The following is a 15417-nucleotide window of genomic DNA, read 5'->3' as shown; positions in this document are numbered from 1 at the left end:
GACACCTTCGAAAAGTCCGTGCTCGTTGTTCAGTTTTCAAGGAGCAAGCTCGTCTTCGACCTCTCGGCCGGAAGACTAGATTACCACAGAAGGTCGTGCATTTGCAACCGGAAATTGCTTCCTGCTGCCTCAGCTGCCGTGTCCTTCGCCGTCAACCGCTCTCGCGGCGACAAGCAATAATATATCACAACCCAAACTCAGTACGCAAGCATTTTATTATACCAATTTAAGGCACTTCAATATTCCCCGTTTTTCCCGCATGAAAAGCTAACGGAACCGTTTGTCCGCTAATCGAACCAAACCTCCCGATTTATGTGAAATAGCGGAACGATTTGTCCGCTAACCAGCCTAATATTCGCAGCTTTCCGCCAAAATTGCGATTTAGCGGTCAGCCCGTTCCGTTAATCGCCGATATTATGTAAACAACCGCAAATTAGCGGACATTCGGTTCCGTTAGCCCGCTCAGCAAAACAAAAGACCGGCCCTCGCAAAAGAGAACCGGCCCGCCCAACCACCAAACAACTACTCAATTCGCTGCGCGCGCATATGCGGGAACAGCAGCACGTCGCGAATCGACGGCGCATCCGTCAGCAGCATAACGAGACGGTCGACGCCGATGCCAAGCCCGCCGGTCGGCGGCATGCCGTATTCGAGCGCGCGGATGAAATCGTAGTCCATCATGTGCGCCTCGTCGTTGCCTTGCTCGCGCTCCAGCAATTGCGCCTCAAAGCGCTGCCTCTGATCGATCGGATCGTTCAGCTCGGTGAACGCATTCGCGTGCTCGCGGCCGACAATGAACAGCTCGAAACGATCCGTGAAGCGCGGATCCTCCTCGTTCTTCTTCGCCAGCGGCGAAATCGCCACGGGATGCCCGTACACGAACGTAGGCTGAATCAACGTCTCTTCGACGAACTTCTCATAGAAGGCATTCACAATATGCCCGAACGTATGCGACGGCTCGACCGGCACCTTATGCTCCTTCGCCAAGGCATGCGCCTCTTCGTCGGTCATTTGCGCCCAGAAATCGACGCCGATCGCTTCCTTGATCAAATCGACCATATGCGCACGGCGGAACGGAGGCTTCAAATCCACCTCTACGCCTTGATACATAATCGTCGTCGAACCAAGCACCTCTTGAGCGATGTGCGCGATCACATTTTCGGTCAAACGCATAATATCTTGGTAATCGGCGTAAGCCTCGTAAAGCTCAAGCATCGTAAACTCAGGGTTATGCCGCGTCGACACCCCTTCGTTCCGGTATACCCGGCCGATTTCGTACACCTTCTCCAAGCCGCCGACAATCAGACGCTTCAAGTGAAGCTCGATCGCGATTCGCATATACATCTGCATGTCCAGCGCGTTATGGTGCGTAATGAACGGACGCGCGGTGGCGCCGCCCGCAATCACATGCAGGGTCGGCGTTTCAACCTCCAAAAAGCCGAGTCCGTCGAAATATCTCCGCATGGACTGAATAATTTTCGACCGGGTAATGAACGATTGCTGAACCTCGGGGTTCATAATCAAGTCCACATACCGCTGGCGGTAGCGAAGCTCGATATCCTTCAGCCCGTGGAATTTCTCCGGAAGCGGATAGAGCGACTTCGACAGCACTTCAAGCTCTTGTACGCGAACCGACAGCTCTCCGGTTTTCGTCTTGAACAAATACCCGCGGACGCCGACAATATCGCCCAAATCCAGCATGCTAAACGCTTTATATTTCGCCTCGTCCAATTCGTCTTGACGGACGTAAATTTGAATTTTGCCGGAAAGATCCTGAATGTGCGCGAAAGACGCCTTGCCCATGCCGCGCTTTTGCATAATGCGGCCTGCCAAGGACACGTTGATCGTATTCGCTTCCAGCTCTTCATTCGTCTTCTCGCCATATCGCTTCAAAAGTTCGCCCGCATGGTCCGTTCTTTCAAACTTATGGCCGAACGGGTCCACTCCTAAACCGCGAAGCTCATCCAGCTTGTCCCGGCGAATTTGCAGCAACTCACTTAACTCTTGTTGTTGTTCCGTATCGCTCAACTCGTCCACTCCTAAAGGGAAATATTCCTAGGCCGCCCTAGAACCAAAAAAGCCTCCGAGAGGAAGCTTCTGGCTGTTTCTTACTTCTTGATATCGACGATCTTATATTGAATAACGCCGGCGGGTACGGTCACATCGACGATCGCGCCTTTCTTCTTGCCCAAAATCGCCTTGCCCACGGGGCTTTCGTTGGAGATTTTGTTCTTCAAAGGATCGGATTCCGCAGAACCGACGATGCTGTACTCAACGATGTCCTTGAATTCCAAATCTTCAAGCGTAACGATCGAGCCTACGCTCACCGTTTCCGTGTCGACTTCGTCGTTGTTGATGATCCGCGCGTTGCGAAGCATTTTCTCAAGGGTAATAATGCGTCCTTCGATGAAAGCCTGCTCGTTCTTGGCGTCTTCATACTCGGAGTTTTCGCTGATGTCGCCGTAGCCGATCGCAACCTTGATCCGTTCGGCAACCTCGCGGCGTTTCACCGATTTCAAGTGTTCAAGCTCTTCTTCAAGCTTCTTTAACCCGTCTTGGGTTAAAATGACTTCTTTCTCCGTCATTCCCAGAACTCCCGTCATTGGAAAATTTTCGTGCGCCGCCACAAGAGCGTTGACGGTTCGGTTTATGTCAATAATATATGAACGCTGCTAATAATATTACACAGGTTCGGCGCTAAATTTAGTCACGATTATATTTCAAGGCACCGGAAATGTCAAACAACGGAAACCGCTTTTTCCGCTTCGCCGGCTTCGGCCAAGGAACGAACATAGTCGTCCAGAATGGCGACGACTTGGCTTCTTTCCGTAGCTTCCATGATCCGGTTTTTCACTTCTGCGGATCCGCGAAGACCTTTCAAATACCATGCAAAATGTTTCCGCATATCCTTCACCGCCACGTGCTCGCCCTTCAAAGCGATCAACCGGTCGAGATGGAGCATGGCGATGCGCATCTTTTCCGCGCCGTCCGGGTCCGGCGGCAATTCGCCGGTCGTCAAATATTCCACCGTGCGATACAGCATCCAAGGATTGCCGAGCGCGCCGCGGCCGATCATAACCCCGTCGCAGCCGGTCGTCTCCAGCATCCGCTTCGCGTCCTCCGGCGTAACGACGTCCCCGTTGCCGATGACAGGAATCGATACGGCTTGCTTCACATCGCGAATGACGTTCCAGTCCGCCTTGCCGGTATAAAGCTGCTCGCGGGTGCGTCCGTGAACGGCCACCGCTTTCCCGCCGGCCCGTTCTACAGCTTGTGCATTTTCGACGGCATATATGTGCTCATGGTCCCAGCCGATGCGCATTTTGACCGTTACCGGCTTCTCTACGGCATCAACGACGGAAGCGACCATCTCGTAAATTTTGTTCGGGTCGAGCAGCCAGCGCGCGCCCGCGTCGCAGCTGACCACCTTCGGAACCGGGCAGCCCATGTTAATATCGATAATATCGGCGTTCGTATATTTGTCGACGTGCTTCGCCGCCGCTACAAGCGTATTTTTGTCCCCGCCGAAAATTTGAAGGGACAACGGCTTTTCGCGCTCGTCGACGTAAAGCATCTCCATCGTCCGCGCGTTGCCGTGCACGATCGCTTTGTCGCTCACCATTTCGGCGCATACTAAGCCCGTGCCGAATTCTTTGGCGATGAGGCGGAAGGCCGGATTGCACACGCCCGCCATCGGTGCGAGCACGACATTGTTTTTCATCTCGATCTCGCCGATTTTCAGCTTTTTTTGAGTTTGCGCATTTGCTTGTGCTTGTGTCATTATTTTCCCTCCCTGCTGTCGTCTTTCTATGAGTTAACCCGTTAATTCGTCCCTATCGATGCCGAGCGCCTCCGCAATGCTGCGGAGCAGCTTGGCGTCCGCCTTGCGCGTTCCGCGCTCCACCGAGCCGAGCACCGCAACGGAGACGCCGATTTTGTCGGCAAGCTCGTTCTGGGTCAGCCCTTTAAGCTTGCGGAACGCTCGGATTTTTCCGGAAAGATTGTCGTAGTTGTCCATATTTTCACTCCATCGCAACCGTCTTGGGTAAGCTGAACCGACAGTCGTTCCTCCATGTTCGGCATCACATCCCGAAGAGGCGCAAGTACGAACAGGCGCTCCAGAAGCCTCGGATGGGGAATCGTCAATTCCGGCGTATCCAGCTTCAAATCATCGTACAACAATATATCGATATCGATCGTTCGAGGTCCCCAGCGTATGATGCGTTCTCTGCCAAGCCGGCCTTCGATGACCGCAACGGCCTGCAGCAGTTGTTGCGGCGAGAGCGCCGTTTCCAGCCTGCAAGCCATATTCAAAAACGCCGGCTGATCCAGATAACCGACGGGGTCCGTCTCATATACCCGGGATACGGCCGTTACGCTCGTATTCTCCACGGCGTCCAGCAGGCGAATCGCCTCAAACAGCTGACGTTCCCGGTCGCCTACATTGGAGCCTAATCCCAGGTATGCAACTTTCGCTTCCGTCGTCATGCGCCGTTCTCCCCGAACCCGATCGGGTTGCGCTTTGCCGGCTCCCGAGCTCGTGTGATTTCAATCGTAACGCCGTCAAATACAATGTCGAACGGCGGATGCGGCTTGGTGACCTTCACGGTTACTTCATGTATTTTAGCATAAGCGTCAAGCAGACGGGAAGCGATAGTCTCTGCCAGCGCCTCTATGAGCTTGAGCGGCGGCCCTTCCACAACGGCCTTTACCGTTTGATACAGCTCAGCGTAATTGATCGTTTCCTCCAGGTCGTCCGTACGACCGGCCTTCGACAAGTCTATCCGAAGCTCAAGCGAAACATAGAAGCGTTGACCGAGCTTATTTTCCTCCGAAAAAACGCCGTGCCTGCCGTACAATTGAATCCGGTCCAGCCGCATAATGTCATATCGATTCGATTTTCCATCGTCATACAGTAACATGATGTGTGAGCCCTCCTTCGCCGGCGCGGACAATCGCGTCGGCCACTCTGGCGGCGCGCTTGTTCGCGCGCACGTCATGCACGCGCACGATATGAACGCCGTGCGCGATGCCCAGGACGGTCGTGGCGACCGTCCCTTCCAACACGTCGTCCGGAGAGGCGCCGTCAAGCGTTTCGCGGATGAAACGCTTGCGGCTCGTCCCCAGGACGACGGGATAACCGAGCGCGACGAGCTCGCGCAGCCGGTTCATGAGCAGCAAATTATGCTCATAGTTTTTGACGAAGCCGAGGCCCGGATCCAGCAGGATATGCTCCTGCGGCACTCCGGCGGCGACCGCATGCTTTACGCTTTCGCGCAAATCGTCGAGCACGTCCCGCACGAAATCCGGCCCGTAATTCATATCGAACCGGTTGTGCATGAGCATGACCGGAGCCCCGTACCGCGCTGAGACCTTCAAAATGTCCGGCTCCGCCTTTCCGCCCCATACGTCGTTGATTATATGCGCGCCCGCTTTCAGCGCCGCTTCCGCAACCGACGCCTTATAGGTATCGACGGAGATCGGTACGCCTAGGCTTTCCCGCTTCAGCGCTTCGATCACCGGCACAACGCGGCGCAGCTCCTCCTCCGCAGGTACCGGCTCATGGCCGGGGCGCGTCGACTCTCCCCCGATATCGAGAATGTCCGCTCCTTCGGAGATAAGCCGTTTCGCGTGCTCGACCGCCTTTTCCGCCGTATTATATTTCCCGCCGTCCGAGAACGAGTCGGGCGTCACATTGACGATGCCCATAATCAAGGTGCGCTCCCCGATCGTCAGCGGGATCCCTTTGCAATCGATAATCCGGTGCTTTTCATTGCCGCTCTTCACAGCAGCCCCTCCGTTCTTGCAGCCTTATACGCATCCATAAGCCGGAGCGTAACTTCCCCGGGCCGTGCGCCGCTTACTTCGACCGCTCGTCCTTTCTCGTCGATCAGCGACAAGACCGGCGCAATTTCTTGAATCGAATTCGTTACAAACACTTCGGAAGCCTCCGTCAACCGCTCCCAACGGTATAAGCCCTCCGCGATTTCGAGTCCTAGCCGGACGGCAAGCTCCATGACATAATCGCGAGTCACGCCCGGAAGACAGCCGGTTTCCAGCGACGGCGTGGCCAGCCGCCTTTCCGCGTCAACGAAAAACACGTTGCTGACCAAACCTTCGCAAACATAGCCTTCTTCATTCAAAAAAAGCCCTTCCGCATTGCCCGCTTGCTTTTCGAGCAGCTCCCACTTGCCGAATATATTGTTCATATATTGGAACGATTTCATCCGAACGGCCTGCTCGGGCGAACTGCGCGGGATGTCAAGGCGTACCAAGGCTTTAGCTTTTGCCATCGGATCCGAGGGTTCCGGCGGCAGCCGCTTCATATGCATTATGACATTGGGACGCGAATACCCTTCGGGGCCAGGCAGCCCGAGCGGAGCGGCTCCGGCGGAAACCGATACCCGGACGTAAGCATCCTCGAGCGAATTCGCCGCCAGCAGCCCGGCAACGGCGTCCCGAAGCTCCGCTGCGTTCGGCTTCCAGGCGAACCGCAGCGCCCGGCATCCGTCCGCAAGCCTTGCGGCGTGCCGCTCGAGCAGAAACGGTTCCCCGCCGTACGTACGGAACGTTTCAAATAAGCCCATACCGTATAGAAAGCCGTGATCGCTCACGGGGATCACGGCTTCTTCTTCATTAATGATGCGTCCGTTCAGCCAAAGCTTCATCTCGCGCTCTCCCGGGCCGGCTCGCTTTGAACAAAGTTGCGAAGCAGCGTAAGCCCGTGCTCCGTAATGATCGATTCCGGGTGGAATTGCACGCCTTCCACTCGATGCTCTTTATGCCGAAGCCCCATAATTTCGCCTTCCTCGGTCCATGCCGAAATTTCAAGGCAATCCGGGAGCGTCTCCCTTTTCACAATAAGAGAGTGGTAACGGGTCGCGGTAAACGGCGAAGGCAGTCCTTCAAAAATCGTCTTTCCGTCGTGAAGGATCGGCGACGTTTTGCCGTGCATCAGCTTCTCCGCGCGGACGACTTCGCCTCCGAACGCTTGCCCGATCGCTTGGTGCCCCAAGCATACGCCCAAGATCGGAATTTCTCCCTTGAAGCGCTCGATAACGGACAATGTAACCCCCGCATCGTCCGGGGTTTTAGGTCCCGGAGACAGCAAAATCCGGTCCGGCCGCAGCTCGGCGATCCCGTCAAGACCGATCTCGTCGTTGCGTCGAACGACGACCTCTTCGCCAAGATCCCCCAAATATTGCACTAAATTGTACGTGAACGAATCATAGTTGTCGATTACCAAAATCATCGCTCTTACTCCTCCTTCTCAGCTCGTCTCAGCTCTATGACACACGCTTTCTTGCTCCCGCTCGGTCATTTCGACAGCCTTCCACAGCGCCTTCGCTTTGTTCAGCGACTCGCGAAACTCGTTTTCCGGCACCGAGTCGATCACAATGCCCGCGCCGGATTGCACGGATGCCCTGCCGCCGGCGTATACAAGCGTACGTATAGTAATATTTAATTCCATATTCCCGTTATAGTCAATCCAGCCGATCGAACCCGTATACGGCCCGCGCCGCACCGGCTCCAGCTCCTCGATAATTTCCATCGTACGGATCTTCGGCGCTCCCGTTATCGTCCCGCCCGGAAATACGGCCGCAATCACATCGAAAGCGTCCTTGCCCTCGGCCACTGTGCCTTCCACCTCGGACACGATATGCATCACATGCGAATACCGTTCGACCGCCATGAGCTCCTTTACCCGAACCGTCCCGTAGGCAGCGATTCTCCCGAGATCGTTGCGCTCGAGGTCGACCAGCATAATATGCTCCGCCCGCTCCTTCTCGCTCAGCAGCAGCTCCCGCTGAAGGTCCTCATCCTCCGTGTCGCTCATGCCGCGGGGGCGCGTTCCGGCAATCGGCCGGGTCGAAAGGCGGCCGTCCTCCAGCCGGACGAGCAGCTCCGGGGATGCGGAGACGAGCGCCCGGTTTCCAGGCAGCCGAAGATACGCCATATACGGCGACGGATTGAGCAAGCGGAGCGTTTCGTACACGTCTTCCGGCGGGGCAGTCAGCGCTTTGGACTGCCGCACGGACAGGTTGACCTGAAACACGTCGCCCTTCGCGATGTACTGCTGTACCGCTCGCACCGCGTCTTGAAACCGGCGCCCGTCAAGTGACATTTCAAGCCCCGGAATGGCCGAGACATCGATGTCAAGAGAAGCTGCCGAAGCGGCGCCCCTATCCCCGCCGTCCGCACGCTCGATCCAGCCGTCCCATTGCAGCTTCATTCGGGCCGCTTGCCGTACGCAGTCCTCGTACGAACGGAGCAAATCCCCCTCATTGAAAGCCAGCGCCCCAACAGGCAAAAACGCATGAACGGCACAATACAGCTTGCATTCTTCATGATCGATCGCCCACAGCCGGCCGACCCGCATGAACCAATAATCCGGCAGCAAACTATCGGCGGCTGCGTCGTTCGGCAGCTTCTCCAGCGTTCGAACGACGTCGTAGGCGAGATAGCCGGCGATGCCTCCCGAAAGCTTCGGCAGACCGGCAACCTTCGGCGACCGGAACGGGCTCGTCCATTTCCGCAGCACCTCCAGAGGAGCTCCGTCCATTCTTACGGGGCCGCCGCCGTCTTCATTCTCAACCGAATGCAGAACACCGTGCTCCAAATTTCCCTCGATCCACTCCAGCGGCTCCGCACCGATGAAGGTGTACCGTCCGCCCTTCCCGCTTTCCAGCACGAACGCGCTCTCTCCGGCTTCCCGCCACAGCCCGTGCCAAGAAGGGATACGATCCCGGTCCAATTCATACACCTCGGCATAAGGAAAGCAGGTGTACTCCCCCGCCGCATTCCACGCCACCCATTGTTCGAACGCAATCATTTTCGGTTTCGACCCCATTTTTTCGTATCGCTGTCTCATATGAACTTTAGTATACTGATTCCGCCGGACAAGAGGAAGGATACGCCGAACAAATAAGAAAGTTTCACAGCGCTATTTATCCGAAACAACTCGTCGGAGACAAATAGTGAGGTTTCACCGCCTTATTCCTTCGAACCCGCAGCCGCTATAGCAAAAAAAAGCGCTGCCGTCGCAATGACGGCAAGCGCTCTCGGCTGCAAGCCTTATTGATTTTCGTCGAATTGATAAAGCGGCGTGCTGAGGTAACGTTCGCCGTTGCTCGGAATGATCGCGACAACGCGCTTGCCTTTGCCAAGCTTCTTGGCGACCTGGAGCGCAGCGAAAATCGCGGCGCCGGACGAAATGCCGCCGAGAATGCCTTCTTCGCGCGCAACGCGGCGGGAAGTGGCGAATGCGTCCTCGTTCTCCACCGTAATGATTTCGTTATATACTTCCGTATTCAAGATGTCCGGCACAAAGCCTGCGCCGATGCCTTGAATCTTATGCGGACCGGGCTTGCCTCCGGAAAGCACCGGCGATGCCGAAGGCTCGACGGCGATAATTTGGATGCCCGGGAAATGCTCGCGAAGCACCTCGCCTGCGCCCGTAATCGTGCCGCCCGTGCCGATTCCCGCTACGAACGCGTCAAGCTTGCCGTCGTGCGATTGAATGGCTTCCACGATTTCAGGTCCCGTCGTGCGGCGGTGAATTTCCACGTTAGCGGGATTTTTAAATTGCTGCGGCATGAAGTAGCCCGGGTTTTCCGCAACCAATTCCTCGGCGCGCTTAATGGCGCCCTTCATGCCTTCCGGTCCGGGAGTCAGCACCAAATCGGCGCCGTAGGCCCGCAGCAGGTTGCGGCGTTCCATGCTCATCGTCTCCGGCATAACAAGAATAGCTTTGTAGCCCTTAGCCGCAGCAACCATGGCGAGGCCGATTCCGGTATTGCCGCTCGTAGGCTCTACAATCGTGTCGCCCGGCTTCAAACGTCCTTCGCGCTCGGCGGTTTCGATCATCGAGATGGCGATTCTGTCCTTCACGCTCGAGCCCGGATTTTGATACTCCAGCTTCACGTACACTTCGGCGCTGTCTTCCGGCACGACCCGGTTCAGCTTCACAAGCGGCGTGTCCCCGATCAATTGCGTTACATTCTGTACCAATTTAGCCATAATACCAATGACTCCTCCTTGGCGGCTCCGCCGGTTAAGCGGCGAAGTCGAAAGTCTATTCCGAGTAAACAGGTAGGTTTTGACTACATCATAGCAATTGGAACTAGGAAAGTCAACTGATGTTTACGCTCGCAGAACTGCTCCAGCCGCCTTTATTGGGCCGATTTCGCACCCCATTTTTCCAGCAAACGCGAGAGCACGTCATTGATCGGCGGAGCTTTTGCCAGAAGGAGATCATGTCGAACCTGTTCGCGGACCGCCCTGTCGTCCCCGGGCCGGAGCGTTCTTCTTCCGAGCACCGTTACTACGGCATACAGCCCCTCGTCCAGCGTAATCACACGGCTAACCTCGCCCACTTTCATCCGGTCAGCCGCTTCCATTACCGAGACCGGAACGAACGGGTCGTCTTCCGCAACCCATCCCAAATCGCCGCCATCGGCGCTTGTATCCTTATCGATGGAATATTCGCGAGCGAGCTGATCGAATTCGTAGCCTTGCCCGAGCCGATCCAGCACCGCTTCCGCGTCGCCGGCCGTTTCGGTCGTAATTTGCGCCAGCCGAAGCTCCGTCACCGGACCGTACTCGTCCGGATGCTCGTCGATGTACCGCTCCACATCCGAGTCCGTGACCTTAATGCCGTACGACGCTATCTTTATCAATTGAAGCCTATATAACGCATCCTCGCGCAATTGCTCTTTTGTCAGCCCGAGCTCTTCCTCCATCGTTCTGTAAAACTGCTCCTCGCTATCGTACCCGCTTTGCATCCGTTCCAGCTCACGTTCGATCTCTTCGTGCTGCACGTCAATCCCGAGCGCCTGCGCCTCCAAACGGACGGCGGTGCGCTCCATCCACTCTTGAACATATCCTTTGCCATACTGGCGATCCAGGCCGCTTACATATTGCTCTCGCGACAGCTTGACATCGCCTACGACGGCTACGGGATCGGGGGAAGAGCTTGAGGGGGGTTGTATCGATCTGTCCTCCGGGCTGGACGGAGCTCCCGTCCGGTTTTCCGGCCATGCATGCGGGGGGAATGCGAGCAACAGCGAGTACGTAGCTGCGGCTGCAACCAACGCACTAATCGCGCTCCACAGCAGCTTCTCTCTCGACATATGCTCCACCCACACCTAACGCATCTAATGATTATATCCGATTGTAAATTTCCTCGAGCTCCGTCTTGTTGAATTCATATTTTTCATTGCAAAAATGGCACACCACTTCCGCACGGCCTTCCTCCTCGATGATCGAACGAAGCTCGTCCTTTCCTAGCGATACGAGCGTCTGGTCGACACGCTCCCGCGAGCAGAAGCATTGGAAGCGCACATCCATTTTTTCTACCGACGCAATGCCGGCCGGCCCCGCCAGCTCTTCAAGAATACTTTCCGGCGTCGCCCCCTTTTCCAGCATGGACGTCACCGGCGGAATCGCGCCGAGCTTGCGCTCGATCTCGGTAATCTCGTCGTCGCTCAAGCCCGGAAGCAGCTGAATAATGAATCCGCCCGCCGCAACGACCGAATTGTCGGTCTCCACAAGTACGCCGAGCGAGACGGCCGAAGGCGTCTGCTCCGACTTGGCGAAGTAGTAAGTAAAGTCCTCCGCAAGCTCACCCGAAATAATCGGCACGCTGCCGCGGTAAGGCTCCTTCAAGCCAAGATCCTTGGTCACATAAATAAAGCCTTCCGTCCCGACGGCGCCGGCGACATCAAGCTTGCCATGCGCATTGCTTGGAAGGTGCGTCTGCGGATAATCCGCATAACCCCGCACTTCTCCCTTGGCGTTCGCATCGACGACGATTTGGCCGATCGGACCGTTCCCTTTCACTTGAATGGTCAGGTGCTCCTCGCCTTTGAGCATCGCTCCCATCATGACCGCCGCGGTTGCGCTTCGTCCTACGGCAGCCGCGGCCGTCGGGTACAAATTGTGCCTTCTGCGCATTTCCTCGATCGTGTCGGTCGTGCGCGCGGCGAACATCCGCGCCTTGCCGCCGAAAGCGGTCGCCCGCACCAAGTAATCCTTCACCATGTTCTTCTCCTTTGATCGCTTCTAGCTTCTGTCCCTGTTGCTTACCACTCCATTGTACTAAACATTGCGCTCATATAATAATTGTAGTCCCGTCAGCGTCAATTCCGCGTTGACGATATCGATCGTCTTCGATTCCCCGGCGATCAGCTCGGCCAATCCGCCCGTCGCGACGACTTTCGCGTTCGTGCGAAACTCCTCGCGGATGCGGCTGACGATTCCGTCCACCTGCCCGGCAAAGCCGAAAATAATGCCTGCCTGCATGGATGAAACGGTCGTCCGGCCGACGGTGCTTTTCGGCTTCACTAATTCTATTCTCGGCAATTTGGCCGCCCTCTGATACAACGCCTCCGTAGAGATGCCGATGCCCGGAGCGATCGCTCCTCCGATATATTCGCCCTTCTCGTCGATATAACAGAACGTCGTCGCCGTCCCGAAGTCCACGATGATAAGCGGAGGACCGTACAGATGAATGCCTGCCACCGCGTTTACGATCCGGTCCGCCCCAACCTCCCGCGGATTTTCGTACCGGATGTTCAAGCCGGTTTTGATTCCCGGACCTACAAGCATTGGAGTGCGTCCGAAGTAGTTTTCGCTCATCCGCTCCAGTGCAAAATTAATCGGCGGCACGACGGAAGAAATAATGATGCCTTCGATGTCCTCCGCTTTTATGCCCGCATGATTAAATAAACTAATTATAAGAATCCCGTACTCATCCGACGTCGCCGAGCGGTTCGTCGAGATGCGCCAGTGATGCTTCAGCTCTTTACCTTGGTATAAGCCGAGCACAATATTCGTATTTCCGACGTCGACGACAAAAATCATCCGCGCACCTCTTTCTTGTCGAACAAATCGAGCGAGATGTCGAGCGCCTGTACCGAGTGCGTCAATCCGCCGACCGAGATCACGTCTACGCCCGTCTCCGCGATGCCGCGGAGCGTCTCATGGGATACGCCGCCGGAAGCTTCGATTACCGTTCTCGGAGCATTGGCCCGAATGATCGCTACGGCTTCTTTCATGGCTTCCGTGCTCATGTTATCAAGCATAATAATGTCGGCGCCCGCTTCGATCGCTTCCCGCGCCTGCTCCAGCGACTCTACTTCCACTTCGATTTTCATCGTATGCGGAATGTTGGCGCGGGACGCTTTGACGGCCGCCGCTACTCCGCCTGCGGCCTTCAAATGGTTGTCCTTGAGCAGCACCGCATCGAACAAGCCGAAGCGGTGATTGTGGCCGCCGCCTACACGAACGGCATATTTCTCCAGCAGCCTTAGGCCCGGAGTCGTCTTCCTCGTGTCCACGATTCTTGGAGCGTTCGGCAAGCCGTCGAGCAGCCGCACGTAGGAATACGTTTTAGTGGCGATGCCGGAAAGCCGCTGCAGCAAATTAAGGGCAAGTCTTTCTCCCGTCAAAATGCTCCGCGTGCCCCCTTCCACTTCTATTAGAATGTCCCCTTTGGAGATCCGTGCGCCTTCTTCGGATTTGAAGCTCACAATAAGCTTTGGATCCACTTCGTCAAATATCAGCTTGGCAACCGGCAAGCCGGCGGCGACGCCGTCCGCCTTCGCATGAATGACCGCGCGGCTGCGGTGCGCTTCCGGAATCGTCGACAATGTCGTTACGTCGCCCGGCCCGACATCCTCCCGGAGCCATTCGCGGACACGCTCGCGCAGGCTTTCCCAATCGATCATTACGCCCGAATTATTCATGAGTCAACCCCTCCTCCGAAAGCCCGAAGTCCCGATGCTGGATAATATGCTTTTGCCATTCGGCATCGTTGCGCTCCGGAAAATCCTCCCGGTAATGTCCGCCCCTGCTTTCCTCGCGCTTTAGGGCGGCGAGTGTCGTAAGCATCGCGACGGTAAGTAAATTCGCAAATTCATATTGCTCGCGGATCGCCAGCTTTGCATGGAAAACAGGCATTTGCTTCCGCAGCTCTTCAAGCCCTCTCTTGAGCCCTTTCTCTTCCCGCTTCAAGCCGGCATAGCGCAGCATCGTCTTCTGCAGCTTCAGCCGCTTCTCTACTACGGCTTGCGGCAGCGTCTCCGTTCTTCCAAGCTCGACATGGAATTTCGGCTCGCGTTCGTTCGGCGGGAGGCTGTTGATCCGCTCGACGATGCGGCGGCCGAACACGATCGCCTCGGACAACGAGTTCGACGCGAGACGGTTCGCGCCGTGCACTCCCGTCGACGATACCTCGCCGCAGGCGAACAGCCGCTGAATGTTCGATTCGCCGTGCAAATTCGTCTTAACCCCGCCCATCATATAGTGCGCCGCGGGGGCAACCGGAATCCAGTCGCTGGACAAATCCAAGCCGTATTTCAGGCAGGTCTCGTAAATCGTCGGAAAACGCGCCTTCACAACCTCCTGCGTCTCATGCGTCAAGTCGAGATAAACGAAGGTCGACTTTGTCTTCTCGATTTCGCTGACGATGGCGCGGGCTACGACATCCCGCGGCGCGAGCTCCTTCTGCGGATGGTATTGCTCCATGAAGCGCTCGCCCTTAATGTTTCGCAGCACGGCCCCTTCTCCGCGGACCGCTTCGGAAATGAGAAACCGGGGCGCCCCGGGGTAAGTCAGAGCCGTCGGATGAAACTGGACGAACTCCACGTCTTGTATGTAAGCTCCGGCGCGGTACGCGATCGCGATGCCGTCGGCCGTCGCAATGTCCGGATTCGTCGTGTACCGGTACATTTGACCGGCGCCGCCGGTGCAAAGCACGATCGCCTTGGCCGCGGCGAATACCAGCTCTCCGCCAGGCCGCTGCACGATCGCGCCGTAGCAGACGCCGTCTTCCGTGACGACGTCGAGGCAGAAGTGATCGTCCCATATTTCGATCCGATCGCTGCTGCGCGACTTCTCCGCGAGCGCGCGCACAATTTCCGCACCCGTCGCGTCGCCGTGCGCGTGCAGGATGCGGCGCTGGCTGTGCGCGCCCTCCATTGTGAGCGCGTACTCGCCGCCGCTCTCCCGGTCGAACTGCGTGCCGAGCCGGATGAGCTCCTGCACGCCGTTCGGCCCTTCGTGCACGAGCACGTCGACCGCTTCCGGATCGCACAAGCCCGCTCCCGCGACGAGCGTGTCCTGGCGGTGATACAGCGGCGAATCCTCGTCCGAAATGACGGCGGCGATGCCGCCTTGCGCATATCTAGTATTGCTCTCCAGCAGCGATTTTTTCGCGATCATGAGAACGCGGTTCGTTTCGCTCGCTTTCAGAGACGTATAAAGCCCGGCGATTCCCGAACCGATGACGATCACATCGGCCTCATAGCGGGGCAGGGCTGAAATATCCACATCAATTAATGTACGAGGTACCATAATGTCATGTTTGTCCCCTTCCGAATACCGGATTTCGGGCAATGCTCCCAAACCATGAAG

General features: G+C 56.6%; 17 protein-coding genes. 1 reads left to right on the top strand and 16 read right to left on the bottom strand.

The window, feature by feature from the left end:
• On the top strand, nucleotides 1-180 hold a 180-nt coding region (locus PT964_RS24195; RefSeq protein ID WP_274365934.1), incomplete at its 5' end, for a hypothetical protein.
• A gap of 342 nt (nucleotides 181-522) precedes the next feature.
• Here the strand turns inward: PT964_RS24195 and lysS are convergent.
• The 16 genes from lysS to nadB form a co-directional block, all read right to left on the bottom strand.
• A complete protein-coding gene (gene lysS, locus PT964_RS24190) occupies nucleotides 523-2028 on the bottom strand; it encodes a lysine--tRNA ligase (RefSeq protein ID WP_425262794.1) in 1506 nt (501 codons plus the stop codon).
• 80 nt (nucleotides 2029-2108) lie between these two features.
• Nucleotides 2109-2585 carry a transcription elongation factor GreA gene (gene greA / locus PT964_RS24185; RefSeq protein WP_274365932.1) on the bottom strand — a complete coding sequence of 159 codons (477 nt, stop codon included), beginning with the start codon at nucleotides 2583-2585 and terminating at the stop codon, nucleotides 2109-2111.
• Nucleotides 2586-2737: 152 nt separating this feature from the next.
• Nucleotides 2738-3781 (bottom strand): tRNA dihydrouridine synthase DusB, encoded by a 1044-nt coding sequence (gene dusB, locus PT964_RS24180; RefSeq protein WP_274365931.1) that lies wholly within the window; start codon nucleotides 3779-3781, stop codon nucleotides 2738-2740.
• A 33-nt stretch (nucleotides 3782-3814) separates the two neighbouring features.
• Nucleotides 3815-4018 carry a helix-turn-helix domain-containing protein gene (locus tag PT964_RS24175; RefSeq protein WP_274365930.1) on the bottom strand — a complete coding sequence of 68 codons (204 nt, stop codon included), beginning with the start codon at nucleotides 4016-4018 and terminating at the stop codon, nucleotides 3815-3817.
• Complete coding sequence (gene folK / locus PT964_RS24170; RefSeq protein WP_274365929.1) at nucleotides 3958-4488, bottom strand: 2-amino-4-hydroxy-6-hydroxymethyldihydropteridine diphosphokinase; 531 nt, start codon at nucleotides 4486-4488, stop codon at nucleotides 3958-3960. Before folK ends, PT964_RS24175 begins: the two co-directional genes overlap by 61 nt.
• Nucleotides 4485-4922 carry a dihydroneopterin aldolase gene (folB, locus tag PT964_RS24165; protein WP_274365928.1) on the bottom strand — a complete coding sequence of 146 codons (438 nt, stop codon included), beginning with the start codon at nucleotides 4920-4922 and terminating at the stop codon, nucleotides 4485-4487. Before folB ends, folK begins: the two co-directional genes overlap by 4 nt.
• On the bottom strand, nucleotides 4909-5709 hold the full coding sequence (gene folP / locus PT964_RS24160; RefSeq protein WP_274365937.1) for a dihydropteroate synthase: 801 nt from the start codon (nucleotides 5707-5709) through the stop codon (nucleotides 4909-4911). Before folP ends, folB begins: the two co-directional genes overlap by 14 nt.
• A gap of 74 nt (nucleotides 5710-5783) precedes the next feature.
• Nucleotides 5784-6668 (bottom strand): aminotransferase class IV, encoded by an 885-nt coding sequence (locus PT964_RS24155; protein WP_274365927.1) that lies wholly within the window; start codon nucleotides 6666-6668, stop codon nucleotides 5784-5786.
• A complete protein-coding gene (pabA, locus tag PT964_RS24150; protein ID WP_274365926.1) occupies nucleotides 6665-7252 on the bottom strand; it encodes an aminodeoxychorismate/anthranilate synthase component II in 588 nt (195 codons plus the stop codon). The genes PT964_RS24155 and pabA overlap by 4 nt, the downstream gene beginning before the upstream one ends.
• 18 nt (nucleotides 7253-7270) lie before the next feature.
• Complete coding sequence (locus PT964_RS24145; RefSeq protein ID WP_274365925.1) at nucleotides 7271-8833, bottom strand: anthranilate synthase component I family protein; 1563 nt, start codon at nucleotides 8831-8833, stop codon at nucleotides 7271-7273.
• A 242-nt stretch (nucleotides 8834-9075) separates the two neighbouring features.
• Entirely contained in the window at nucleotides 9076-10020 is a 945-nt protein-coding gene (gene cysK / locus PT964_RS24140) for a cysteine synthase A (protein ID WP_274365924.1), read from the bottom strand.
• 152 nt (nucleotides 10021-10172) lie between these two features.
• On the bottom strand, nucleotides 10173-11132 hold the full coding sequence (locus PT964_RS24135; protein WP_274365923.1) for a peptidylprolyl isomerase: 960 nt from the start codon (nucleotides 11130-11132) through the stop codon (nucleotides 10173-10175).
• Between the two features lie 31 nt (nucleotides 11133-11163).
• Nucleotides 11164-12042 (bottom strand): Hsp33 family molecular chaperone HslO, encoded by an 879-nt coding sequence (hslO, locus tag PT964_RS24130; RefSeq protein WP_274365922.1) that lies wholly within the window; start codon nucleotides 12040-12042, stop codon nucleotides 11164-11166.
• A 57-nt stretch (nucleotides 12043-12099) separates the two neighbouring features.
• Entirely contained in the window at nucleotides 12100-12864 is a 765-nt protein-coding gene (locus PT964_RS24125; RefSeq protein ID WP_274365921.1) for a type III pantothenate kinase, read from the bottom strand.
• Nucleotides 12861-13748, bottom strand: a complete 888-nt coding sequence (gene nadC / locus PT964_RS24120; protein WP_274365920.1) for a carboxylating nicotinate-nucleotide diphosphorylase — start codon at nucleotides 13746-13748, stop codon at nucleotides 12861-12863. Before nadC ends, PT964_RS24125 begins: the two co-directional genes overlap by 4 nt.
• A complete protein-coding gene (nadB, locus tag PT964_RS24115) occupies nucleotides 13741-15357 on the bottom strand; it encodes an L-aspartate oxidase (RefSeq protein ID WP_274365919.1) in 1617 nt (538 codons plus the stop codon). The genes nadC and nadB overlap by 8 nt, the downstream gene beginning before the upstream one ends.
• Nucleotides 15358-15417: the final 60 nt, after the last annotated feature.

Source organism: Paenibacillus thermotolerans (assembly GCF_028745515.1).
GTDB lineage: Bacteria > Bacillota > Bacilli > Paenibacillales > YIM-B00363 > Paenibacillus_AE > Paenibacillus_AE thermotolerans.
This window is presented reverse-complemented; position numbering and strand designations above follow the sequence as displayed.